Annotated in this window: 17 protein-coding genes and 1 riboswitch; of the genes, 2 read left to right on the plus strand and 15 right to left on the minus strand. The window is 64.6% G+C overall.

Features of this window, described 5'->3' with window-relative positions; all coding sequences use genetic code 11:
- Positions 1-5 precede the first annotated feature (5 nt).
- The 3 genes from AB3G31_RS21800 to glnK form a co-directional block, all read right to left on the minus strand.
- Positions 6-905 (minus strand): SMP-30/gluconolactonase/LRE family protein, encoded by a 900-nt coding sequence (locus AB3G31_RS21800; protein ID WP_367848132.1) that lies wholly within the window; start codon positions 903-905, stop codon positions 6-8.
- 142 nt (positions 906-1,047) lie between these two features.
- Complete coding sequence (locus AB3G31_RS21805; RefSeq protein WP_367848133.1) at positions 1,048-2,613, minus strand: ammonium transporter; 1,566 nt, start codon at positions 2,611-2,613, stop codon at positions 1,048-1,050.
- 33 nt (positions 2,614-2,646) lie between these two features.
- The gene (gene glnK, locus AB3G31_RS21810; RefSeq protein WP_315227029.1) at positions 2,647-2,985 is read right to left on the minus strand and encodes a P-II family nitrogen regulator; all 339 of its coding nucleotides are present in this window, start codon (positions 2,983-2,985) and stop codon (positions 2,647-2,649) included.
- A 277-nt stretch (positions 2,986-3,262) separates the two neighbouring features.
- Between glnK and AB3G31_RS21815 the strand changes: the two genes are divergently transcribed.
- Positions 3,263-4,822 carry a YifB family Mg chelatase-like AAA ATPase gene (locus AB3G31_RS21815; protein ID WP_367848134.1) on the plus strand — a complete coding sequence of 520 codons (1,560 nt, stop codon included), beginning with the start codon at positions 3,263-3,265 and terminating at the stop codon, positions 4,820-4,822.
- A gap of 144 nt (positions 4,823-4,966) precedes the next feature.
- On the opposite strand, the gene AB3G31_RS21820 is transcribed toward AB3G31_RS21815, so the two are convergent.
- The 12 genes from AB3G31_RS21820 to metH all read right to left on the minus strand — a co-directional run bounded on the left by AB3G31_RS21820 (position 4,967) and on the right by metH (position 24,526).
- Entirely contained in the window at positions 4,967-7,105 is a 2,139-nt protein-coding gene (locus AB3G31_RS21820; RefSeq protein WP_367848135.1) for a hypothetical protein, read from the minus strand.
- Between the two features lie 51 nt (positions 7,106-7,156).
- Entirely contained in the window at positions 7,157-8,377 is a 1,221-nt protein-coding gene (locus AB3G31_RS21825; protein WP_367848136.1) for a hypothetical protein, read from the minus strand.
- Complete coding sequence (locus tag AB3G31_RS21830; RefSeq protein ID WP_367848137.1) at positions 8,364-9,164, minus strand: hypothetical protein; 801 nt, start codon at positions 9,162-9,164, stop codon at positions 8,364-8,366. The genes AB3G31_RS21825 and AB3G31_RS21830 overlap by 14 nt, the downstream gene beginning before the upstream one ends.
- 29 nt (positions 9,165-9,193) lie before the next feature.
- Positions 9,194-9,991 (minus strand): YaiO family outer membrane beta-barrel protein, encoded by a 798-nt coding sequence (locus AB3G31_RS21835; RefSeq protein WP_367848138.1) that lies wholly within the window; start codon positions 9,989-9,991, stop codon positions 9,194-9,196.
- Positions 9,982-11,166, minus strand: a complete 1,185-nt coding sequence (gene wecB / locus AB3G31_RS21840) for a non-hydrolyzing UDP-N-acetylglucosamine 2-epimerase (protein ID WP_367848139.1) — start codon at positions 11,164-11,166, stop codon at positions 9,982-9,984. The genes AB3G31_RS21835 and wecB overlap by 10 nt, the downstream gene beginning before the upstream one ends.
- Positions 11,163-13,079, minus strand: a complete 1,917-nt coding sequence (locus tag AB3G31_RS21845; protein WP_367848140.1) for a hypothetical protein — start codon at positions 13,077-13,079, stop codon at positions 11,163-11,165. Before AB3G31_RS21845 ends, wecB begins: the two co-directional genes overlap by 4 nt.
- Positions 13,076-14,197, minus strand: coding sequence for a hypothetical protein (locus AB3G31_RS21850; RefSeq protein ID WP_367848141.1), 1,122 nt, complete (start codon positions 14,195-14,197; stop codon positions 13,076-13,078). The genes AB3G31_RS21845 and AB3G31_RS21850 overlap by 4 nt, the downstream gene beginning before the upstream one ends.
- Entirely contained in the window at positions 14,194-15,501 is a 1,308-nt protein-coding gene (locus AB3G31_RS21855) for a glycosyltransferase (protein WP_367850401.1), read from the minus strand. Before AB3G31_RS21855 ends, AB3G31_RS21850 begins: the two co-directional genes overlap by 4 nt.
- A gap of 550 nt (positions 15,502-16,051) precedes the next feature.
- Positions 16,052-18,358, minus strand: a complete 2,307-nt coding sequence (locus AB3G31_RS21860) for an ATP-binding protein (protein WP_367848142.1) — start codon at positions 18,356-18,358, stop codon at positions 16,052-16,054.
- A complete protein-coding gene (locus AB3G31_RS21865; RefSeq protein ID WP_367848143.1) occupies positions 18,355-19,455 on the minus strand; it encodes an ABC transporter substrate-binding protein in 1,101 nt (366 codons plus the stop codon). Before AB3G31_RS21865 ends, AB3G31_RS21860 begins: the two co-directional genes overlap by 4 nt.
- Positions 19,452-21,686 (minus strand): EAL domain-containing protein, encoded by a 2,235-nt coding sequence (locus AB3G31_RS21870; protein ID WP_367848144.1) that lies wholly within the window; start codon positions 21,684-21,686, stop codon positions 19,452-19,454. The genes AB3G31_RS21865 and AB3G31_RS21870 overlap by 4 nt, the downstream gene beginning before the upstream one ends.
- A gap of 125 nt (positions 21,687-21,811) precedes the next feature.
- Entirely contained in the window at positions 21,812-24,526 is a 2,715-nt protein-coding gene (gene metH / locus AB3G31_RS21875; protein WP_367850402.1) for a methionine synthase, read from the minus strand.
- A 58-nt stretch (positions 24,527-24,584) separates the two neighbouring features.
- Positions 24,585-24,654: riboswitch (S-adenosyl-L-homocysteine riboswitch) on the minus strand.
- A gap of 162 nt (positions 24,655-24,816) precedes the next feature.
- Between metH and AB3G31_RS21880 the strand changes: the two genes are divergently transcribed.
- A complete protein-coding gene (locus AB3G31_RS21880; protein ID WP_367848145.1) occupies positions 24,817-25,425 on the plus strand; it encodes a cyclic nucleotide-binding domain-containing protein in 609 nt (202 codons plus the stop codon).
- Positions 25,426-25,433: the final 8 nt, after the last annotated feature.

The raw sequence follows: 25,433 nt of genomic DNA on the forward strand, positions 1-25,433 counted from the left end.
AACCCTCAGGCGTGGAAGAAGTTGACGGGCAGGCCCGGCACTTCCACCCGCATGGACAGTACGCAGCCGGATGCGGGCATCGCCTCCAGCTCGGCGGCGGGGCGACCATGGCGGCCGGTGGTGAGGTACAGGGTTTGCAGATCGTCGCCGCCAAAGCAGGGCATGGTGGGGCAGCGCACCGGCAGCGCATAGGCGTTGAGCAGGTCGCCGTCGGGCGAGAACTTGCACAGGCGCTGGCCTTCAAACTGGGCGGAATAGTAGTTACCCTGCACGTCCACCGCCGCGCCATCCGGGCGTCCACCGTAGCCGGGCATGCCGGGTTGCCAGCCCGCGGGCTTGGGCGCCATGTGCAGAAATTCGCGGTAGTGCGACAGCACATTGGGCACGGCATCCCAGTCCCAGGCGTGGACGATGTGGTGCGGCGTGTCCGACCAGTACAGCGTCTTGCCGTCAGGCGACCAGGCCAGGCCGTTGCCGGTGATGGCATTGCCCGCCATGCTGCGCAGCGTGCTGCCTTCCAGGCAGTACAGCTCGGCCTTGCGGGCATCGCGCGGCTCGTAGATGGTGCTGGCCCAGAAACGGCCCTGCGGGTCGCATTTGCCGTCGTTGAAGCGGGTGGTGGCCGGGTCGTAGGGCGCGGCGGCCAGCAGGGCCATCTCGCCGCCCCAGACCGGCGCGCGGTAAATCCCGTCGCGCAGCGCCACCACCAGGCCGCCGCCGGTGGCCGGGGCGATGCAGCCGGGCTCGCTGGGCATGGCCCAGCGCTCCACCACGCCGCTGGCTATGTCCAGCCGCTGCAGCAGCTTGCCGGGCACATCGACCCAGTACAGGCGCTTTTCCTGCGGGTGCCAGAACGGCGATTCGCCCAGGGCGTTGGGTTCGGTGGTAACGGTGGTCCAGGTCATGGGAATTCTGTGAAGGAGGTTGCGATGCCCGTATTGTGAACGGGCCAAAAAAAGGCCCACCGGCATTGCTGCGAGTGGGCCGAATCTCTTTGGAGGATTCTGTCGTAGAGAAGCTGCGGCGCGGAGGCCGCAGAAAATCACATTAGCGGTTGTACGCGGTTTCGCCGTGGGAGCTGATGTCCAGGCCTTCGCGCTCTTCTTCTTCCGTGACACGCAGACCGACGGTCAGGTCCACGATCTTGTAAGAGACGGCTGCCACAACACCGGACCAGCAGATGGTCAGCAACACAGCCTTCAGCTGGATCCAGACCTGTGCACCTACCGAGTAAGCGTCTGCGGGGGTCATGCCTACCGAGACCCAGTCGGCCACGGTGGACGGGCCACCCAGGCTAGGCGAGTTGAACACGCCGGTCAACAGCGCACCCAGGATACCGCCCACGCCGTGCACGCCGAACACGTCCAGTGTGTCGTCTGCGCCCAGGATTTTCTTCAGGCCATGGACACCCCACAGGCAGGCGAAACCAGCCAGGAAACCAATCACCAGGCCACCGCCGATGCCGACGTTACCGGCCGCTGGCGTAATGGCCACCAAACCAGCCACGGCACCGGATGCGGCACCCAGCATCGAAGCCTTGCCCTTCATCAGCGCTTCGCCGACGCACCATGCCAGCACCGCAGCCGCGGTAGCGCCCAGGGTGTTGATGAAGGCCAGGGCGGCAAAGCCGTTGGCTTCCAGAGCGGAACCGGCATTGAAGCCGAACCAGCCCACCCACAGCAGGGAAGCACCAACCATGGTCAGCGTCAGGCTGTGGGGTGCCATGGATTCCTTGCCGTAACCGACGCGCTTGCCGATCATGAATGCACCGACCAGACCGGCCACAGCGGCGTTGATGTGCACCACGGTACCGCCTGCAAAGTCCAGCGCGCCCCATTGCCAGATCAGACCGGCCTTGAGGTTCATCGCATCGACCACTTCCTTGCTGGAGTAAGCGTCAGGGCCCATCCAGAACCACACCATGTGGGCGATCGGGGCGTAGCTGAAGGTGAACCAGAGGGCCGAGAACAGCAGCACGGCGGAGAACTTGATGCGTTCTGCGAAGGCACCGACGATCAGGCAGCAGGTGATACCGGCGAATGTCGCCTGGAAGGCGGCAAACACGATTTCAGGTATGTAGACACCCTTGCTGAACGTGGCGGCGTTGGCGAATGTGCCCGCAGCGTTGTCCCAGATGCCCTTCATGAACAGGCGGTCAAAGCCACCCACATAGGCGTTGCCTTCGGTGAACGCCAGGCTGTAGCCGTAAATGAACCACAGCACGATGATCATCGAGAACGTGACCATCACCTGCATCAGCACCGACAGCATGTTCTTGCTGCGCACCAGGCCGCCGTAGAACAGGGCCAGGCCGGGCACGGTCATCAAGATGACCAACAGCGTGGACAGCATCATCCAGGCGGTGTCGCCCTTGTTGGGTACGGGAGCGGGAGGTGCCGAAGCGGCATCTGCGGGAGCAGACGCGGCGGCTTCGGCAGCTGCCGGTGCAGGCGCAGCAGCAGGTGCTGGGGCCGCATCGGCAGGTTTGGCCTCGGCAGACACCGCCATCGCCGGAGCGCTGGCAGCATCGGCGGCAGGAGCTTGTGCCTGGGCGAAAGATCCGCCCCACATTAACCCCAAGCCGAGAGCCAGGGATGCTAGTAGTTTTTTCATTTTTACTTACTTTCAGAGGAAAGAGGATGCGGCTTACAGCGCTTCTTTGCCGGTTTCACCCGTGCGGATGCGTACAACTTGCTCCAAGTTGTAAACAAAAATCTTGCCGTCGCCGATCTTGCCGGTGCGCGCTGCGCCTTCCACGGCTTCGATCACGCGGTCGACCAGTTCGTCGGCGATGGCGGCTTCAATCTTGACCTTGGGCAAGAAATCGACCACATACTCGGCACCACGGTACAGCTCGGTGTGGCCCTTTTGGCGACCAAAACCTTTGACTTCCGTCACGGTGATACCCTGCACACCAATGCTGGACAGGGCTTCGCGCACTTCGTCCAGCTTGAAGGGTTTGATGATGGCGGTGACTAGTTTCATGGCTGCTCTTTCAGTAGGCTGTCGCAAGATGGGGCGGCAAGGCGGGCGGCCTTGGGCACGGGCTGTGTCATGTGCTTCTCCAAAATGAAAAGGGGAACGGCAAACAGGTTTAAGCAGATAACGTGCCAAATTGTTGTTACTTTGGTAACACCATGGGGCACGCCCTGTTTTCACGGTGCACAGGTTTGGGCACACATTTATCGCACACAAATGGTGCATGCGGGTGGATTCCGCGGTGGAGTCCATTTTCTGCACCGATATGGGGAGTCTTGTTGCTATGGGCTTATGTTTGGTGCAAAGCCGGGCTTTGCTGGGCTTGGATGCCCCCGCGGTCACCGTCGAGGTGCATTTAACCAATGGCCTGCCCAGCTTCACCCTGGTGGGTTTGGCCGATGTCGAGGTCAAAGAGGCCCGCGAACGGGTGCGCTCGGCCATCCAGAACGCCGGACTGGAGTTTCCGCACAACAAACGCATCACCGTCAACCTGGCCCCCGCCGACCTGCCCAAGGACTCGGGCCGGTTTGACCTGCCCATCGCGCTGGGCATCCTGGCCGCCAGCGGCCAGATCGACAGCGAACGCCTGGCCGGGCATGTTTTTGCCGGGGAGTTGTCACTGTCCGGGGCGTTGCGTCCGGTGCGCGGCGCGCTGGCCATGAGCCTGGCCCTGCACACCCAACAGGTGCAAACCCGCCTGGTGCTGCCCCCTGGCAGTGCCGAAGAGGCCGCCTTGGTGCCCGATGCCCAGGTGTTTTGCGCCCACCACCTGCTCGATGTGGTGCAACAGTTCCTCCCGCTTGGCGATGGTGGCGACGGCGAAGCCGCCCCTGGCGACGGTTGGGCGCGCCTGGCCAACACCGCCCTGCCCGACACCGCCCACCTCCAGGGCTATGCCGACCTGGCCGACGTGAAAGGCCAGGCCGGGGCCAAGCGGGCGCTGGAAATCGCGGCTGCTGGGAGCCACAGCCTGCTTTTGGTCGGCCCGCCAGGTTCGGGCAAGTCCATGCTGGCGCAGCGTTTTGCCGGATTGTTACCGCCGATGACGGTCATTGAGGCCCTGCAAAGCGCCGCCATCGCCAGCCTGGGCGGCAGCTTTGCGCTGGAGCGCTGGGCCACCCGGCCCACCTGCAGCCCGCACCACACGGCCAGCGCCGTGGCCCTGGTGGGCGGTGGATCGCCGCCACGCCCGGGCGAAATCTCGCTGGCCCACCATGGCGTGCTGTTCCTGGACGAAATGCCCGAATTCCCCCGCGCCGCGTTGGAGGCCTTGCGTGAGCCTTTGGAAACCGGCCACATCACCATCGCCCGCGCAGCCCGGCGGGCCCAGTTTCCGGCGCGCTTCCAGCTCATCGCGGCGATGAACCCCTGCCCCTGCGGCTATCTGGGCTCGCACCAAAGGGCCTGCCGCTGCAGCCCCGACCAGGTGGCGCGTTACCAGGGCAAGCTCAGCGGCCCGCTGATCGACCGTATCGACCTGCATCTCGAAGTGCCCGCCCTGCCCGCCGAAGACCTGCTGCACGCCCCGCCCGGCGAATCCACCGCCGCCATCCGCGAACGCTGCTCCACAGCCCGCCAGCGCGCCATGGACCGCCAAGGCAGCACCAACCAGGCGCTGCAAGGCAAAGCCATCGACCAGGCCGTGGCCCTGGAGCCCGCCGCCGCCCGCTTCCTGCACGGTGCGGCGGCCAAACTCGGCTGGTCGGCCCGGGGTATCCACCGGGCACTGAAGGTGGCCCGCACGATTGCAGATTTAGAGGGTGCAGCCACGACACAGGTACACCATGTGGCGGAGGCGATGCAGTACCGGCGGGTACTGCGGGGCGGGGGCATCGCGGGCTAGAAACTTGGGCGCGGAACAGGATTTCTCCCCTGCGCGCACTAAATGCTATTGTTTACATAGCTACTCACGCTTACCAAATAAGCACGAAGTGCCGATTTTTTATAAATCCCCCGCCACGGCGGGCGTGGCGGGGGCGTGTTGCGCTTAGCGCTCGTAGGCCTTGAACGACAGGTTGTTGCCCCCGCGGGCAGTAACGATCCAGTTGGTATCGTCATAGGCGTCGACCGTGGCCCAGCCACTGGTCACGTAGGGATAGCCGTAGCGGCTGCGGGGCAGTAGCCAGGTGACATCGGTCAGAGACTGGGGGTTGCTGGCGGTAAACTGGGCATAGCCATAGCTGTTGCTGCTGCTCCAGGTGGTCTGGATACGGCGCTGGGAAAAGTCTGCAATCTGGGCCATGGTGTACCAGTTGAAACGGCCCCAGTTCTTCAGATTTTCAGCCCGATTGACGAAGGTTTTCACCACATTCAAATGGTCGCGGGCACCCGGGGGATGGTTGTAGAACAGGCGGTTGGTGCGGTTGTTGACCACAAAGCTTTGCAAGTCCAGCAACCACTGGGCCGAAGCGCCGTTGGTGATGCCATTTTCTTCAAACTCTTCAAACGTGGCAGATGTCCCCAAGGGGGCTATCGGCATAGCCCACATTTTGTTGGTCACGCGCGCACCGCCGCGCCATTCGCGCGTGGCCGCAGTACCGGTATTGCTGACCGTGTACATGCCGACGATGCCGTAGGTTTCCAGCCATTTGGTGGCCCATAGCGGGTTGTTGCCCTGGGGGGCCGAGTATTCCCGGCTCTTCTTACCCATCACGTTCTGCACCACGCCGACATTGGCCTGTACCCAGGGCAAGTAGGTGTCGGCATTGGTTTCGTTGGCGTTGATGCCAAAGATGTTGTGGATCCAGCCGCCATGGGCACCGACCTCATTGGTGAGGCTGCCGCGGTAGGCCCCTGCCGCCCGCACCACCGCTTGTCCTGCGGGGCTGTTGGCCAGGTTCATGCCCAGGCCGTCGCCAATCACACTCACATCCGGGCCTGCGGTGAACTGCACCGAGAACGGCCCTTTGCCCTGCATGAACCACTGCCCCATGACGTAGCCGTAGTCAGGAATCAGGGCTTGTCCATCGTCGACGTGCCAGTCGTAAATCAGGCCGCCCACGCCCTTGGGCTGCACGGATATCTGTGGCATGACCACTTGGTCACGGGCGAAATGGTTCAAGAAGCCGTGCAACAGCATGCCGTCGGTGCCGATGGCGGTGAAGTAGCCCAACGGGATGTTCACAAACAAGACCTTGCCGTTGCCATAGGTGCGCTCGCCCGCCACCAAACCGTGTTCAGGCGATGACAGGAACACATTGCCGGGGAAGGTGCCGGTGGTCACGTAGTAGTAATAGCTCAGCGCTGGAAAGCCATAGCCGCTGATGGTTTGCAAGGACATATCGTCCGGCGTCAACTGGGTCGAAACCCAGCCAATGGGCTTTTCTTGCCAGTAGCTGCCCGTGCTATCGACCGTGGCACCGACATCGTCGGAGTAGCGGTACGGGTAACTGCTGGGCAGGTACAAAGAGCGGGTGGCCGCCGCCACGCGCTGGTCGTAACGCAGCGGATTGAATGGCTGAGACCAGTTTCTGCGGGTCCGTGCTTCTACCATGGGTCGCATCACGTCTGCACCACCCGGATCCAACCGGCTGGTGGGCACGAAGGCCGTGGTCGCCGGAGCCACCGTCGGGGCGACGTAGGGCAGGTATTTGCCAGGCGGCACCAGCAGATTGGTCAACCGGGCCTTGCTACCGACGACCGGGCCAAAGCCCACCACGCGCTCGCGCAGGGTTTCGTACTGCACGTAGTCCACCCCAACCATGTCGGAAAAGCGGGACTTGCCAGACGCATCGTAGAACCCCAAGTCGTTCAATGCACCCGCATCGTAGGTCAGCATCAGTTTGCCGCCGTTTGACACGTACTGCTTGACCGCGGCCACCAATGCGTTGCTGGCCTGGATATGCGCGCTATCGGGCATGACCAGACCAGCAATCTTGCCAGCAGCCGTGCTACCCAGTGCCAGGAACGCCGAGTCGGTGATGGTCTTGACCTGGATGCCCTCTTCGGCAGCGGCATCGATCCACACCTTGACTTGCCAGCTAGTGAGGGCTGCGTTGTCAGGGATCAGCAGGGTCAGGCTGTCGCGCGACGGCCCCGCCCAGGCAGACACGCTGGCGGCCGACAGGGTCACCAGTGCGAGTGACACGGCAACGAAATGCCGCCGTGCAAGAGAAAACTGTTTCATAAAAACCTCCAAAAATTAAACGACGAAACCAAGAACCAACACAGAAACCACCTAAAAAGCAGGCGCGCCCGGCGGAGGCACCGGTTCGGCCAACCACAACAGCCATTGCAAGTCAGCCACCTGGAACGGCCAGGCAAACAGTGCGTCAGGACGCAGCCAGGCACTACGGGCGCGAGCCACCCAGGCGGCAGCGGCGGTGTCATCGCCCACGCAGCGCGCAGCTACCGCGACGGCGGGCCACCAGAAGCCTTCGGGATCGACATTGCGCTGGGACCAACCGGCACGCCCTTGCCAGTGGGCCGCGGTCTGGCGCCATACGCTTTGCGCCCGTGCCACGGCTGCACTGCCCTCGGCGTGCGCACCGTCCATCCACAGCAGCGGCCAGGCCTGGGCCACGCTATCGGGATACCAATGCGTGAACTGGGGCTGGCCGGCGTCCAGACTCACCCGCCAGGTCTGGCTAGGCGCGTGCCACAGGTTTTTTTGCACCGCAGCATCCGTACGCTGCGCCATCGCAAGGCTGTTTTTGGCGGCCTGTGGAACGCCGTAGACATCGCGCTGGAGCTGGGCCCAGGCACGCCAGCCGGCCGAGACCTCGACCGCATCCATCAGATAGGCCACCTGGTGGTCGGGCTTGGCCCAGGGCAAGCCGTTGGGCTGGGTCAGCCGGACCAAGGTCGCAGCAGCCTCTTCCAGGGCGCGGCGCACGGGCGGTTCACGCAGCACAGTGCTGTCTGCCGTGGCCTGGGCATACGCATAGGCCATCAGCAACAGCGACGCGGCGGTGCTGTCATAGGCATCCACCTGTGGGCAGGCGCGTGCACTCTTGCCGGGCGGACAGGTGGATTCCTGCAAATCACTGGCCCGTACCCAGTGGTCGAACACCACACTCTCGGACGGACCGGTCCGGGTGGTATGCCCTGCCTGCCAGCGCAGCCACTGGGCGGCGGTAGGGGCCCAGTGCGGCGCGACCCGGAGGGCACCCACCAGAGCGAGGTTGACCTGGTAGGCCGAGACGTAATGCCATACGGCTCCTTGCGGGTCCAGATGGCCGGGCGAGTGGTGTACCTTGATGGCACCGTCGGCGCTATGGCCGGGCGCACGCACCACCAGCCGGTCGAGTGCCTGCAAGGCCGCGTCGCGGAACTCGGCATCCACCAGACCACCCGGTCGACAGGCCAGCGGGCCTGCGGCCACGCCTTGTGCGCCCGCAGCGCCGGTCCACAAAGCGATGCTGGTCGCCAGCACGGCGGCAATGTCACTCCTGCGCATGCGCATCTTCCTGCAGGGTCCAGCCCATGGCCCAACCGTACAGGGCCACAAAACCGATGATGTCCAGCATCACGCCAAACAGCAGATGCAACAGCGGCATGACCACCAGCCCCAGATGCTGGATCAGCGCCACATGCAGGGCATATTGCAGCGGGGTCAGCACCAACAGGAACAGCCAGCTCAAGGCCGTCACCAGCGCGCGCTGCCACAGCGCGAACGGAAACAGGTAGTAGGTGGCTAGGTGAATCCACGGTGCCAGCAGCATCAAGTGCCAGGCCTGGCGCAAGCCACTGCCAGTGTGCAAATCCACCGAGTGCGGAAAGCTGGCAGGCCAGAAGATGAAGAACAGAACCGATGCACCGTGGATCAACACCGCAAAGCGCAGCAAATAGGCCACAGGCTTGGCCGCATCGGACATCCGGCCTGCGGCCCACCACAGGCACAAGGCCGCCAGCCCGTGCCATACCGGTGCCCAGCCGTCAGGGGCCCCCATTTGCACGTCGATGAACGGCACGGCCAGCGCCAGCACGCCATCGCCGCCACGGCCCTGCACGTCAAAATGGCCAGGCAGCTCCAGTGCCTGCATCCACCACACGATTTCCAGCGCCCAGGCCTGCGCCACCCAGGGGCGCAGCAGCACCAGCAGCACGGTCAACACCACAGCCAGGGTCAGCCCGACCCAAAGGCGTCGGCGTGGCAGGTGCAGGCGGGATATCGCCCGGTGCGGGGGAATTGCTCCGCCCAGGTGACCACGCAGGCGCAGGCCCAGCATCGATTCCGGGGGCATAGAAGGCTTGGGCCGGGACATGGCGGGTGCTACCACTGCGCAAACAGACCCAGGCCCAGTGTCTGGCGCTGGTAGGTGGGATTGCGGTAGTGTTCGGCCTGGGCGGTGAAACCCCACTGCGGACCGACCCAGCGCCGCCAGGTGGCACCCACGGTGCGGCTGTGGAAGTTGACCAACTGCACGCCCGTGCCCAGCGCCTGGTAGGCCTCGGTGCCATTGGAAACACGCAAGCTGAGGTACTGCTGGCCCTCGCGCCCCAGCGTGAGGGCCACATACGGCATGTCCGAGTTGACGCTGCCGGGCTGGCTCAGGTTGAAGGTCACCCCGGCCTCCAGCACAGCCGGGTCGGCCAGGTACAGGGCGGCCGACAGGCGCAGCCCGGAGTCACTGCGCCCACCGTCAAACACCGCGTGGTATAGCGCGCCCGAGGTCACCAGTTGGCGCTGCTCCAGCCATTTGGCAGAGATTTGCATATCGGTGCGCCATTTGGCCCAATTAGGCCCGCCGTTGCCCACCACCAGTGTGCCCGTGGCAAACCAGTCCGGGTTGAGAACTCGGGTATAGGCCAGTGCCAAGACACCGCCTTTGGCACCGAATTTGCGCTCCTGCATCAGCTCGGCAGTCATGCTGTTGCCTTGCGGCAAAGGCACGCTGGCACGGACCGAGAGGGATTCACCGTCCGGTAGCCCCGCGGACAATTGGCTGTGGTTGGCCTGCACGTCCCAGGTGACCGGCGGCAGGTCTTGCGCCCGCACGGTCCCTGCGGCCACGGCAAGGGCCAAGCCGGTCGCGGCCTGGAGTGTGTGGAGCTTCAGGTTCACGCGCATGGAGAGCTTTCGAGATCACGGGCCAGTACGTCGGCGATACGGGCGGCGGTGCGGCCATCGCCAAACGGGTTCACCGCCTGGCGCATGCACTGCAGCAACCGGCCGTCGTCCAGCAGCTGGGCTACGGTGCGCACAATGCGGTCGGTATCGGTGCCCACAATCATGCCGGCACCGGCCTCGATCAGCTCGGGGCGCTCGGTGGTGTCGCGCAGCACCAGCACCGGGCAGGACAGGGCCGCCCCTTCTTCCTGGATGCCGCCCGAGTCGGTCAGGGCCAGCGCACTGCGCTGCAGGCACCACAGCAGCGCTGGGTAGTCCAGCGGCGGGCACAGCGTGAGCCGCCCGCCCAGACGAGCGGCCAGACCGCCCAGCTCGGCATACACGGTGTCGCGCACCGCTGGGTTGCCATGCACTGGCCAGACCACGGCCAGGTCGGGGTGCTGGGTGAGCAACTGGCCCACGGCGCGGGCGATATGGGTGATGCCCGCACCCCAGTTTTCGCGGCGGTGGGCGGTAACGGTCATGAGCTTGCAGTGCGCCAAGTGTGGCTGCAGGGCTCGCAGCTCAAGGGGCAAGGCCAGCGTGCCATCGGCCAGCAGTTGCTCCAGGCGGGCGGTACCGGACAGTGCGGCGTCCACGGCCGAATTGCCCACGGTATGTACCGCGTGGCCCGGTACACCTTCCTTGTCCAGGTTGGCCGCTGCACCGGCGGTGGGGGCGAAATGCCAGCGGGCCAGCCGGGCGGTAAGTTCGCGGTTCTTTTCTTCGGGAAAAGGCTCGCGGGGGTTGCCGGTGCGCAGGCCGGCTTCCACGTGGCCAATGGGTACATCCAGGTAGAAGGCAGCTTGGGCCGAGGCCAGGGTGCTGGTGGTGTCGCCGTGCACCAGCACCGCCCGGGGCTGCACCCGCTCATACACATCGGCCAGGCCTTCCAGCAGCAAGGCGTTCAGGTGGGCCAGACTGGCGTTGCGCCGCTGCAGCACCACTTCGTGTTCGGGCTGGATGTCAAAGAACGTGTACAGCGTGTCGGCCATTTCTCGGTGCTGGCCGGTGTGGACCCAGGCCACGGGCATGCCGCGGCGGCGCAGTTCGGCGTAGACCGGGGCCATCTTGATGATTTCCGGGCGGGTACCGACCGAGATGAGGATGGGGCGTTGGAGGACGGGGGTATTCATGGTTGTTTCACCGTGGCGGAAGCAGGGAGGGGCTGGGTTGTCAATGCGGGCAGGCGCAGGCGCAAGGTGGCGGACGGGCCCGCCACCACACGCCAGTAGTGGCCGTCGTGGTCGATCTGTGCCGTGCCTTCGAGCACGACGGGCTCGGCGTAGCGCTGCATCGGCAGCAGCCAAGCCATATGGGCCAGCGAATGCGGGTGGCTGGCACTGAGCAGCTGGGCACCCTGGAGCTGGGCATCCGGGACGGTGGTCCATTGCACCTGCAGCCGCTGGTTGGCAAAGTCGGCGTACTGGGCCATGGTGATCCAGCGCAAGGTCTGGTTGCGCAGCAGGTTGGCCGTGTGCTGCATCCAGGCCTTGAAGGCCGCCGGAAACATGGCAATGCCAGGGGGGTGGAAATACACCAGGCGCACCGTGCGGTACTGGGCGCAGTAGTCGGCCACATCTTTGAGCCAGGCGGCAATATCGCGCTCGGACTGGTGCGCGGCCTGGGCATCTTCGAAGGTGCCGTAGGTGCCGTAGCTCAGTACCGGAAAGGCCCAGGTGTCGGCAGGTCCGCGTTTTTCGTCCTGGTAGCTGCGGGTTGGCGCCATGCCGATATCACCGGTGGAGTAATAAGCGTGGATGCCATGGTCGTGCAGCCACTGCGTGACCCACGCCGGGTGGTTGCCCACCGGGGCGGAGTATTCGCGTACCGGCTTGCCGCTAGCGGCCTGTACGCTGGCCAGATTTTTTTCGATCAACGGAATCGACTGCGCAGCAGGCTGTTTGTCGACCACCAGACCAAAAGCGTTGTGGATCCAGCCACCGTGGCTGCCGACTTCGTCGCCACGCCCGACAAAGCGCCGTAACCAGGCCTGCATGCGGGGGTTGTGGTCCAGGTCCATGCCCGCGCCGTCGCCGACGGTGTCCACATCGGGCCCGGCGGTCAGGTCCACGGAGTACGGGCCTTGCTCGAAAATGCCCAGGGCTTGCAGCTTCTCCATCGCGGGTTCGGCTTTGGCCGAGTCGATGTGCCAGTTCATGATGAGCGCGCCCTGCGCTTCGGGCATGGCCGAGAGCTGCGGCAACTGCGCAACATCTTGCGCAAAGTAGCGCAAAAAGCTGTGCAGGAAGAAGCCGTCGGTGCGCAGCTTCAGATAGCCCAGCGGCAAATTGACGAACAGCACCTTGCCCTCGCCCAGCGTACGCACTCCGGCCAGCAGGCCGCCGCCTTCAAAGTGCATCAAGCGCTGGCCGTCATAGCTGCCAGACGTCGCAAACACCGGGTAGCGCAAACGCCCGTAGTTGTAGCTCACCACCGCCAGCTCTTCGTCGGCCTGGGGGGCAGGCTGCGTGCTGACCAAGGGGCTCTCGCCGCCCTCGCGCATCAGCTTGCCCGGGGGCAGGCGCAACCAGGGCACCGCCACGCCATCCACCCACGCGACCTGCTCGCTGAGCATGCCCGGCCCCAGCTTTTCATACAGCGCATACCGGACCCCGGCCAAGGTGGACAGACGCGACTGCACAGGGTGGTAGTTGCCGTCCATGTCGGAGACGCCAGCGTCGTGGACCAGCATGAGCTGCGCACCGGCCCGCACCCGGGCCTCCAGGTGGGCCACCAGGGCGCTGTTCATATGGCGGTGCACGGTGTCGGGCACCACCAGGGCGGCATCCAGCGGATAGCCGCCCGGGCGCAGCAGCGCCGAGGCCCGTACCAGCTCCATGGGGAAGCCGGTTTCTGCGGCCGCATCCAGCCAGGCCTGCACCGTGGGGTCGTCTCTGGCCACGTCATCGGGTACCAGCAGCGCCAGATGCGTCAAAGGCATGGTCTGTGGCCCACCCCAGTACGGCCAGGCCCACAGCGCCAGCCAAGCCAGCAGGCCTGCAACCACGCTACCGCGCACCCAGCGCCACACCTCGGGGGCCGTCATACCACCGCCCCGTATGTGGACAAGTCTGCCCGGGCGATGCCGTCCGCGTCGGCGCCAGCGGGCTGGGTGGTCTCGCCTTTTTCTTCGGCCCAGATGGTGCCGTACACCGTTGTTCCCGCGGAAATCCGGACCCAGGGTGCTGCCACCGTCGCCGATTGGTGCGGCGTGCCGATGGTGCAGCCAGGGCCCACCACGATGGCGGTTTCGGAGACCAACGAGCCATGCACGTTGCATCCTGCACCCAGGTGGATCGCCCCGCCAGCCACCACACTGCCGCTGATATGGCTACCCGCTCCCACGTGCAAGGCACCGCGGGCCTTCAGGCTGCCGGTGGCCTGGCAGTATTCACCCAGCACCAGATCCGCCAGGCAGACGATGTCGGCCCGCCACGATCGGTAGGCATCCACTCGCAGGGCAAGGCGGGCAAAGGCCCTGCGCACCAAGCCATCCCACACCACACCGGTGGGCCACTCGGTGATGGCAAGGCATAGGGCAGCACCCACCTGGGGCCGACCAGGGAAACGCCCGTCATGCCCGACAAACAGCACCTGGGGCGCATGCAACAGCATGAAGTCCACACCCTGCGCAACGGTGACGGTCTTTTCGGCCGTCACCCGCCCCGTGGCGTGACAACCGTTGCCGATGTGCACCTCCTGCCCATGGGCCCAGCGCAACACGGTCGTGCCGGGCTCCAACGTGGCCGTGGCACCCGCCCACAAGGCGCGGTAGACACCGTCGGCGGCGGTGCGCAGCCCACCCGAGGCAGACACTTCCGCGTAGAAATGGATGTTCTCCGGCAGCTGGACACCACCGTCGATATGCCAGAGCCGGTCGCTGCGTCCCGACTGGATCTCTGCAGGCCGCAAAGGCAAGCCGACACTGCCTTCGCCCAGGACCAGATAGGTAATTGAAGAGCCCCCCAGGTGGGTAGCACCTGTGCCAACCGCATCGGCCAGCAGGGCCGAAAAACTATGCGCCAGGTGTGGCGGATCGAGGGCATCGGCCTCGTCAATCGGCAGCGGCACCACATCCCTAGGCCGCCGCCACTCGCGCAACGCAGGCAACAGCGGCACGACCAGGACCGACACCGTGAGCAGGAGCAACACCGCCAGCATCATGGGCGTATCTCTGCGGTTACCGTGGTACGGGCAGCCCCGGACAGGGCGCCAGACGCAGCGGCGACCGGCACCGCCGCACGGCGGTAACGCACTGTCTTGTCCCAGTGAAAGCCCTTGCCAGGCAGCCGATCCCAGAGCAACTGCTCCAGCACCGACTGGGCAATCGCCACCGCACTGACAATGAAGCCCATGAAGGTAAACGCCAGCAGGTGGATGCGCTGGCGCGATCGGTCCAGGTGCACCGCCGTGGCGATCTCGAAAAACGCCGCAAAGTTGCCCAGCGCGCTGTGCGCCATGAAGGCGATCAGCAGCAATGCCGGGGCCAGCACCTGCATCGACACCGTAAAGTACATCAGCAAACTCAGCACCCAGCCAAACAGCAGGATGGGCGACATCATGTAGACGCCCAGCAGCAAAAATCCGTCCACCCGCTCGATCAGGCTGAGTGCCGGGTTGCGCAGCAAGGCGCCGCTGTGGCGCACCAGCGCCTGGTTGTGGCCTTTGGACCAGCGCTTGATCTGGCGCATGCGCACGGCCCAGTTCTGCGGCACTTCTTCGTAGCATTCGGCCCGGTTGTGGTAGACCGTGAGCCAGCCCCCCAGCAGCAGGCGGTAGGTGAGGTCGGTGTCTTCGGCCAGCACGTCGTCGTGCCAGCCACCCACCGATTCCAGCGCGCTGATGCGGATGCCGCCCACCGTCCCGCCGTATTGCGGCACCAGGCCCAGGTTCATGCGGGCTTGCTGGTCCACCTGGTAGCCACCGGAGCGCTCCAGATCCAACAGCCGGGTCAACAGGTTGGCGCCAACGTTGTGCGGCACCACGCGGCCCATCACCGCACCCACCTCGGGGTCGAAGAACGGGGCCATCAGCCGCCGGATGAGGCCGCGCGAGGGCATGTAGTCGGCATCAAAGACGATGATGAAGTCGGTGTCGATCAGCGCCGTGGCATCTTTCAGGGCAGCCGCCTTGCCAGGCTTGCCGCTGACCCGGTGGAACGGCGTGATGCGGCCCGGAAAGCGCGCCACCACGGCATCAACGATCTCGCGGGTGCGGTCGCTGGAACGGTCGTTCACCGGCATGACGACCAAGCGGTCTGCCGGATAGTCCACCCGCATCAGGTTCTCCAGGCAATCCTGGATCACGTCTTCTTCGTTATGGGCGGCCACAAAGATCGTCACCCGTGGCCAGTCGGCGCTGACGATGCTGGCGTATGGGTGGCGTTGCTTGCCAAACAGCCGGTTCAGAGAAAACACGTAGTGCCGCAGGGTGTAGACCGTCAGCAGCAGCATCACCACACCCATCATGCCCACCAAGGCCCAGGCCCACCTGGCTCCCAACGGACTGGCCAGCGCATAGCCCACCGCGGTACCCGGTGCGGTCTGCGCGCCGAACAGGGCTGGCACTGCGCAGAGCGCCAACGCGCCGACTGCAAAGCGCCACAAGCACGTCATGGAAAGAGGGGTCATACAAAAAAGAAGTGGTTAAAACAGCGCTGCAACCCTGCCAGGACAGGCGGGTCTGCCATGCAACGCGGATCGCATGGCCATGACATCCGGCATGCCCGCCATCCGCTCTTAAATCAAGCTAATTGACTAAATGACAAAAGTCACAAAAGTAAGAAAAAGTTTTTTTCTTACACAGTTCACAGGAAGTTTACTGTCTGGTAGCTCAAATGTGCACAATATTTTGTAATAAAAATATTGTGCATGCAAAAATCTTTAATAAATCATCAAATACAGTGTATGCAATACATTGTAAGAATTGTATGAAATATAAATTCGACGTGGCAATTAGCTATCTTTTACATAGCTAAAAACACAGTTTGGATAGGCGTGAGCGGCCTATTCCAAGAAATCAGTCCAGCGAAGAAGGCCCACTGGTGCGCGGTGCCATATCTGGTAGGCGCATTTCAAAGCAGGTTCCAGTACCCAACGCGCTGTGAACACTGAGCCCACCACCGAGCACATTGGTCACCATGTTGTAGGTGATGTGCAGGCCCAGGCCGGTGCCGCCGCGGCCCATTTTGGTGGTGAAGAAGGGGTCGAAGATGCGGTCCAGCAGATCGGGAGATATGCCGCAACCATCGTCTTCCACCCGCAGCACGACCACACCCTGGTCGCGCCCGCCGCTGATGTGCACAGTGCCGTGGTCCCGGCCCTCGAAGCCGTGCAGCACGGCGTTATGGATCAGGTTGCCGATCGCCTGGCCCAAGGCACCGGGGTAGCTGTCGAGCCGCAAGCCGGTAGGCACATCCACCCGGATCTTGTAGGGTGTGCGGGCGAAAGTGGGGCGCAGGCTGACCACCATTTCATCCACCACCTCGCGCAACTCGAAAAGACGGCGTTGCGCGCTGGTTTGGTCCACCGCCACCTGCTTGAAGCTGGTGACCAGGTCGGCCGCGCGGTGCAGGTTGCGGGCGGCGATGTCGGTGGCCTGGTCCACGCTGTCGAGCAGGCTGTCCAACGCGCTGCGGCGCAGGCCTGCGTGCATGGCCGTGCGGAACTGGCGCACCTCGTCCGTGAGCGCGCTGACCGCCATCAGGCTATTGCCCAGCGGGGTGTTGAGTTCGTGGGCGACACCGGCCACCAGCGCGCCCAGGGCGGCCATTTTTTCGGCCCGCACCAACTCGCCCTGGGTATCGCGCAAATGGGCCACCGCACCCGACAGATCTTCGTTGGCGGCAGCCAGGGCCTGGGTACGGCGCTGCACCCGGGCTTCGAGTTCGGTGTTGAGTTCGCGCAGTTCATTGCTGATGCGGCGGATATCGGTCATCTCCACCGCCGCCCAGACCATCAGGAACGAAGACCCCACCTGCACCTGCCGCCGGGACAGCTGGAACAGCACCGCCACCCCGTCGCCCCGCACCATCCAGGCCTCCACCACCGTCTGGCCCTGCTGGAGGCCGGCCAGCATTGCAGCACGCTCCTCTTGCGACCGCCACATGCCGATCTCGGTCGCAGTACGGCCCAACACCGCCTCGCGCGTGCGCCCAAAGCCCCGGCACCAGGCTTCGTTCACATCTTGCAGCGCATACGGAGACTGGGTACTGGTGACCGACATGGGCACGGGTGAGGCGTTGAAGATCGCTTGCGACTTTAGCTCACGCTCCTGCAGGGTTAGCGCCATTTTTTCCAGGTCGGCCGACAGGTAGTTGAACTCCAGGATGGCCCCCCGTGGCCAGGAGCCGCCTGCAGCCCCCTGGGTGATCTGCCCGGCGCGCGCGACGATGCGGCGCAATGGCCGGGTCAGCCACGAGGCCCAGAACGGGGCCAACACAAAACCCACCAGCAAGGCACCCGCAAAACCGGCCACCACCAACACCACCAGCCCCCGGATGTCCTCGTTCTCCAGTCCGGCGGGCATGCCACCCACAAAATACCAGTCCAGAGCCGTGGAATGCGCGACTGCCGGGTGAAAGGTGTGGCCCTCGAAGCGGAACACCTCGGGCAGGGTTTGAAAACTCAGCGCGGCCTGCATCAAGGGCCAGTTCAGCACATTCACCGTGCCCACATGCTGCCCGCCGTCGGTGTCGGCCACGATTTCACCGCTGCGGTCCACCAGCCAGATGGACGCGGTGCGCTGGCCTGCCGCAAGCTGGAACGTGTCCAGTAAATACGATAGCGGCACCTCGGCCAGCAGCAAGCGGTCACGCCCCACCGGATAAGCCAGACCCACCGTAACGGCCCCCGAAAGCGCCGACAAGAATTTATCGCCCCAGACCATCTGGCGCGATTCCAGCACGGCGCGGAACAGCGGGCTGGCCGACAGGTCGCTGCCCAGCACATCGGTGCGCCGCACCCGCAGCGCAGGCACCAGGCCAGCAGCCTCCACCAGGCCATCGTTGGACACCAGATAAATGGCGCGGATGGCCTTGCCATCCCAGGCAGCACGCTCCAACATGGCCGTCGCCTGCACCAGATCCATGCCTTCCAACGCCTCGCTCAGCAGCGCCATGCGGGCCTCCAGCGAGCCCAGCAAAATTTCTACCCGGTCAGCGATTTCTTGGGTGTCGCGTTCCACCTCCACCTTGTTGTCGGCCTCGATCTTCGGAATCCGCAGCAGCAGGATGCCGGAACCGACGATGGCAAAGGTGACCAGAATCGTGACCACCAGCAGTCCAGCCAGATAGCTGCGCAGGCGCCAGATCCGCAGAATCGTCATTTCAGCAGCACAAATTGGCCACCATGCACCTCGGTGAAATACACCTTGCGCGGGGTGTCGCCATAGCGGTCGAACTGGATGCTTTGCTGCAAGCCCTGAAACGGCCCATATTTCAGGATCGCCTGCTGGACCGACTCGCCACGCTCCTGACGCTCCATGGCCTGCAGCAGCACGGTGGTAGCGTCATAGGCGGCAATCGTGCTGAAGCCCGGCTCGCGCGCGAACCGGGCCAGATAGGCCTTGTGGAAGCCCAGGTAGCGCGCCGAGGTGTCGTCCCGGTTATACGACTGGGCAATCAGCAGGTCTTCCACCGCCTGGCCGCCCAGTTCGATCAGCGACTCGCTGGCGGCCCACTCCGAGGCGCTGGCGGGCATATGGGGGGCGCGTTTTTCGGCCTGCTGGGCCAGGCGGCCCACGTCGATGGCGCTGGCAATGAACAGCAGACCGTCGGGCTGGGCCGCCAGCATCTTTTCCACGATGTCGCCGAAGCCGGTGTCGGCCTGCGAAGCAAACGCCACCTCGGCCACCAATTGCCCGCCCTGGGCCGTAAAGGCGGCCCGAAACTCCTTGCGCCACGAGTCAGAGTAGCTGGCATTGCGTGCGTCATAGGCCGCGGCCACCCGGCGCTGGCCGCGCTGGTACAGCAAACGGGCGTAGTCGATGGCGTTGTCGCGGGTGGTGCGGTTCACGCGTATGAAGTAGTCATCCTGGCCTACAAAATCACCGGAAGTGACGGTGGGGCTGATGGTGGTGAGGCGTGCCTGGTTGAGCACGGGCACCACCACGGCGGCCACCGAACTGGTGAACGGCCCCACCACCGCGTCCACCTGGGCAGCCACCAGGGCGTGGATGGCAGCCAGGGCTTTGGCGGGGTCCTGGGCGTCGTCCTGCACCACGATCTCGATGCGGCGGCCATGGATGCCACCGGCCTGGTTGCGCTGCTCCACGGCCAGGGCCATGCCGTTGCGTCCGGCCTCTCCGGTGTCGGAGGCCCGGTCCGACAGGCCGCCAATGAAGCCGATGCGGATGGGCTTGTCGGGCGTACATCCCAGCAGCAGGCTAACCAGCAGCGCGCCCCACCAAGGGCGCAGCGTCATGGCGGGGCTCCGAGGCGCTGGGCCAGCCAGGGCCCCAGGTCTCCGATCACCATGGGCTTTGCATACAGGTAGCCCTGCGCCTCGTCGCAACCCAGCGCCCGCAAGATATCCGCCTGGGCCTCGGTTTCCACCCCCTCGGCCAACACCTGCATGCCCAGTTGGTGGCCCAGCGGAACAATCATTTCGGCGATGCGCGCGCCCAGGCGGCCCGAGTCCAGCGACATCACAAAGGCCCGGTCGATCTTCAGGCGGTCGGCGGGCAGGCGGTCCAGGTAGGAGAGCGATGAAAACCCGGTGCCAAAGTCGTCGATCGCCACCGCGATGCCACGCGCCTTGATCTGGCGCAGCAGGGCCGCCACGCGCTCCATGCCCATCACCGCCACCGACTCGGTGATCTCCAGCTCCAGACATTCGGGCGGCACGCCAGAGTCGCGCAGGGCCTCGTCCACCAACTCTAGAAACTGGGGCTGGGCAAACTGCACCGACGACACGTTGACCGCCACCCGGATGCCCAACGCACCCCCTTGGGGGCCCACGCTGCGCAGCGCGGCCAGTGCGTGCAGGGCCGAACGCAGCACCCAGGCTCCCATGGTGACGATCAGCCCGGACTGCTCGGCCACGGGGATGAAACGGTCGGGCGGCACAAACTTGCCATCGTCGGTACGCCAGCGCAGCAGGGCCTCCACACCAATGGGACGGCCATCGGCCAGGTTCACCTGGGGCTGGTACACCACGAACAGGTGCTCGTGGTCAAACGCGCGCTGCAAGCCATGCAGCATGCGGGTGCGCTCGCGGGTGACGGTGCCGACCTCGGCCGAGTAGTAGGCGCTGCGGCCCTGGCCCAGCTCCTTGGCGCGCTTGAGGGCGATGGAGGCGTCTTTCAGCAGCTCCAGGCCGCTGCCGTTGGTGTCGTCGCAGCGCACAAAGCCCATGCAGACCGACACCGGGCGCAGCACGTTCTCGATCTCGAACGGCTGCTCGAACACGCTGCGCAGCCGCTCGGGGTTGACGCTGGACTCCAGGCCAAACAGGCCAAAGGTATCGCCCGCCACCCGGGCCAGAAAGCCCGCTCCGTCCTGTACCGCGCCCAGCCGTTGGGCGATGGCGGCCAGCAACTGGTCGCCATAGCCATGGCCAAACATGTCGTTGGTTTCGGCAAATTGGTCCACATCCATCAGGCCAATGGCATGTCCGGCCGCACCCCCCGCGGCAACCGCGTCGTCCAGGTGCTGGAGGAAGGCGGTGCGGTTGGGTAGGCCCAGCATGCGGTCCACAAACGCATGGTTGCGCAGCCGGGTCACCAGCTCCACATTGGCCGCGCACAGGGCAATATTGGTGCAAAACACTTCCAGCAAATGCGCGTCCACATCGCGCAACGGGGCCGAAGCGTAGACAAATGCCACGAAATCCCCGCCCTCGCGGCCCGCAAAAAACAGGGTCACGCTGCGCTCGGCCAGCAGGTTGCGGCGCTCAGCCAGGCACTGGGTCAGGCTGGCCACGATGTACGGGTCGTCGATATCGGTAATGCGGTGCTGCATCAGGTGGGCCAACCGCCCGGCGGCAGCGACCACCACGCAATGCGATCCGGCCTCGGTCCTGGGCGTGCATGCACACACCACCCCTTCGGGCTCCACCCCCACTAAACCGGCAATCTGCGTGATCACCCCTTCGGCAAAGCTTTGCAGGCCCGGCTCGGCAATGAACTGGTTGCTGGCCGCCACAATTTTCTCCAGCCCCCGGCGGCTGGCATCGATGCGGCGCAGTTGGTCATAAGAACGGATGGCCGCGGTCAGCGTGGTGTAGAGCTTGGTGCGGGTGAGCTCGCTTTTGGTCTTGTAGTCGTTGATGTCATAGCGGCGGATGGTGTCGATCTCCGGGGCCTGGCCCGGCTGGCCGGTGCGCAAAATGATGCGCACATGGGCCAAACCCAGCTCGTTGCGGATGGCCACCACCGTGACCAGCCCCGCGTTGTCGGTTTCCATCACCACGTCCAGCAGCACCACGGCCACATCGCGCTCACGCCGCAACACTCCCAAGGCCTCGGCGGCAGAGTTCGCGTGGAGGAGTTGCAGGCTGCGGCCTTCGATTTCCAGGCCGCGCAGGCCGTAGGCGGTGCTCTCGTGCACATCGGGATCGTCGTCCACCACCAGAATCCGCCACGGCTCTCGCAGGCTGGCCGTGGTCGCAGGCACAGCCCCGTCTATGAACTCAAGCAGATCTTCGTCATCCATGGCCTATAGGGCGGCAAGCGCACCTTGAAAAGTAGAGGCCCAGTCTCTTACAAAATGTAGCAAACAACAAGTGCATAGCCCCACGAGCCACTGCAATAGGGAAAACCCCGGTCTGCAACGTGTTCTTACAAATTGGGTGCCAGAAAACGCCGCAAATCCGCCTCGGGTACACCCCGGCGCTGGGCCAGGTCTTTGAGCTGGTCTTCGCCGATCTTGCCGACGTTGAAGTACACACTGTCCGGGTGGCCCAGCTGGAAGCCGCTGACGCTGGCCGCGGGCATCATGGCCAGGCTTTCCGTCAGTTCCATGCCGATCTCATGGCATTGCAGCAGCGCAAACATGTCTTTCTTGACGCTGTGGTCCGGGCAGGCCGGGTAGCCGGGCGCGGGGCGGATGCCGGTGTACTTTTCGCCAATCATCTCGTCGATGCTCAGCGACTCCTGCGGCGCGTAACCCCACAGGTCGGTACGCACTCGGTGGTGCAGGCATTCGGCAAAGGCTTCGGCCAGGCGGTCGGCGATGGCTTTGAGCATGATGCTGGAGTAGTCGTCCAGCTCGGCCTGGAACTGCGCCTCTTTCTTCTCGGCACCCAACCCGGCGGTCACGGCAAACAGGCCCGCGTAGTCTTTGACACCGCTGCTGCGCGGGGCCACAAAGTCGGCCAGGCAGCGGCTGGGGCGCATCACCCCATCGATGGCCTGCTTCTCGGCTTGCTGGCGCAGGCCGTGCCAGGTCAAGGCCACCTCGGTGCGGGATTCGTCGGTGTAGAAGGCGATGTCGTCGTCGTCCACGCTGTTGGCCGGGTACAGGGCGACCACGCCGTTGGCGGTGAGCCAGCGGCCCTCGATGGCCCGCTTGAGCATGGCCTGCGCGTCCTTGAACACGCGGCTGGCCTCCACGCCCACCACTTCGTCGGTCAGGATGGCGGGGTACGGCCCGGCCAGGTCCCAGGTCTGGAAGAACGGGCCCCAGTCGATGTAGCGGGCCAGCTCGGTCAAATCAAAGTTCTTGAACACCCGGCGCCCAATGAATTTGGGCACCTTGGGGGTGTAGCCGCTCCAGTCCATCGGCGTTTTGTTGGCCCGGCACTTGGCCAGCGGCCACAGCGGGGTTTGCTTCTTGTTGGCGTGCTGCAGGCGAACCTTGTCGTAGTCGGCATTCAGTTCGTCGATGAACGCGCCCGCGCCGTCGCCCAGCAGGCTTTGCGCCACGCCCACGCTGCGCGAGGCGTCGGGCACGTAGACCACCGGGCCGTCGTAGTGGTGGGCGATCTTGACAGCGGTGTGCACGCGGCTGGTGGTGGCGCCGCCAATCATCAGCGGGATCTTCTTGATGCGGAAGTGGTCGTCCTTCTGCATCTCGCCCGCCACGTACTGCATTTCTTCCAGGCTGGGGGTGATCAGGCCGCTCAGGCCCACGATGTCGGCGCCTTCCACCTTGGCGCGGGCCAAAATCTCGTGGCAGGGCACCATCACGCCCATGTTGATGACCTCGAAGTTGTTGCACTGCAAGACCACGGTGACGATGTTCTTGCCGATGTCGTGCACGTCGCCCTTCACCGTGGCGATGATGATCTTGCCCTTGGTGCGCACGTCGCGGCCGGCGGCTTCGTCCAGGCGCTTTTCTTCCTCGATGTAGGGGATCAGGTGCGCCACGGCGGACTTCATCACCCGCGCCGACTTGACCACCTGCGGCAGGAACATCTTGCCCTGGCCAAACAGGTCGCCGACGATGTTCATACCGGCCATCAGCGGGCCTTCGATCACGTGCAGCGGGCGGCCACCCTTGGCCAGGATGGCCTGGTAGGCCTCTTCGGTGTCGGGCACGATGAAGTCGGTGATGCCGTGCACCATGGCGTGACTCAGGCGCTGCTCCACCGTCACAAAATGGCCCGGCGTGCCGCGCCAGTCCAGGCGCTTGCTCTCGTCCTTGGCGCCGCTCTTGGCGGTTTCGGCAATCTCCACCAGCCGCTCGCCCGCATCCTCGCGGCGGTTCAGCACCACGTCTTCCACGCGCTCGCGCAGCACCGGCTCCAGGTCGTCGTACACGCCGACCATGCCCGCGTTGACGATGCCCATGTCCATGCCCGCCTGGATGGCGTGGTACAGAAACACGGTGTGGATGGCCTCGCGCACCGGGTCGTTGCCGCGGAAGCTGAAACTCACGTTGCTCACCCCGCCCGAGACCTTGGCCCCCGGCAGGTTCTGCTTGATCCAGCGCGTGGCCTCGATGAAGTCCACCGCGTAGTTGTTGTGCTCTTCGATGCCCGTGGCCACGGCGAAGATGTTGGGGTCGAAGATGATGTCTTCGGGCGGAAAGCCCACCTCGTCCACCAGGATGCGGTAGGCGCGCTCGCAAATCTCGATCTTGCGGGCGTAGGTGTCGGCCTGGCCCTTCTCATCAAACGCCATCACCACCGCCGCCGCACCGTAGCGCCGCACCAGCCGGGCGTGGTGCTTGAAGGCGTCCACGCCCTCTTTCATGCTGATGGAGTTGACGATGGGCTTGCCCTGGATGCAGCGCAGCCCGGCCTCGATCACTTCCCACTTGGAGCTGTCCACCATGATCGGCACGCGGGCGATGTCGGGCTCGGAGGCAATCAGGTTCAAAAAGCGCACCATGGCAGCCTTGCTGTCGAGCATGGCCTCGTCCATGTTGATGTCGATCACCTGCGCGCCGTTTTCCACCTGCTGGCGGGCCACCGACAAGGCCTGGTCGAACTCGCCGTTCAGGATCATCCGGGCGAAGGCCTTGGAGCCGGTGACGTTGGTGCGCTCGCCGATGTTGACGAAAAGCGTGCCCGGCCCGATGAGCACGGGCTCCAGGCCAGACAACAGCATGGGGGGAACGGAAGGAACGACGGACTCAAGCATGCGACTCACCTGTGGAGGGAAAGGGTTCAGGTGAGCGTCGTTGGCACAACCCAAGCCTGACGGGGAACAAACCCGCTGCAACGCTCCTTGGGAGGCTGCAATTTTAAGGGCGGGCGAATATTTATAAGAAATACGGCCCTTGCGCTGATGGAATGAGCGTGACAAGCTATTTATTTTGTAGCATTCACATACCGCACCATGCCTGCGCGCCAAGGGGATGTGCTACAAGCGGAACAGGCTTCACCACGGACCCAACCATGTTCAAAAACCTGATGGATGGCATCAAGACCCAGTTGTCGCGTGCGCCAGAAATGCGCAAACCCCGGGCACGCATGCGTTCGGTCCAGCACTCGGATTCGGCCAGCCGCGCCGCCGAGCTGCTGATTGCGCCCACCGCGCTGATGCAGCTCAGCCCCACCGAGGCGCTGACGGTGGTGAGCTACATGACCCCGCGCCGCATTCCCATGGACACCACCTTCATCCACGAAGGCGACAAGACCGAAACCGGCTACATGCTGCTACTGCTGGAGGGCGAGGTCACGGTGGAGAACATCGTGGTGAGCCGGCGCAACCCGGTCACGGTCAGCGTGCTCGGCCCGGGCAGCCTGATTGGCGAAATGGGCCTGATCGACGGCCAGGCCCGGCTGGCCTCGTGCACCGCCACCACCGCCGTCACCGCCGCCATCCTGTCGCGCGCCGCGCTGGAAAAGCTCAGCCAGGACGACCCGCACACCGCCGCCAAGCTGCTGCTGGCGGTGTCGCTGCGCATTGCCGAACGGCTGCGCGACACCACCGAAAAGGTCAAGCGCTACAGCCAGCTGGTGCAGGCGATGCAGCAGGAAATCGACCACCTGATGCCGACCTGAACGACCGC

Source organism: Rhodoferax sp. WC2427, from assembly GCF_040822085.1.
Classification (GTDB): domain Bacteria; phylum Pseudomonadota; class Gammaproteobacteria; order Burkholderiales; family Burkholderiaceae_C; genus Rhodoferax_B.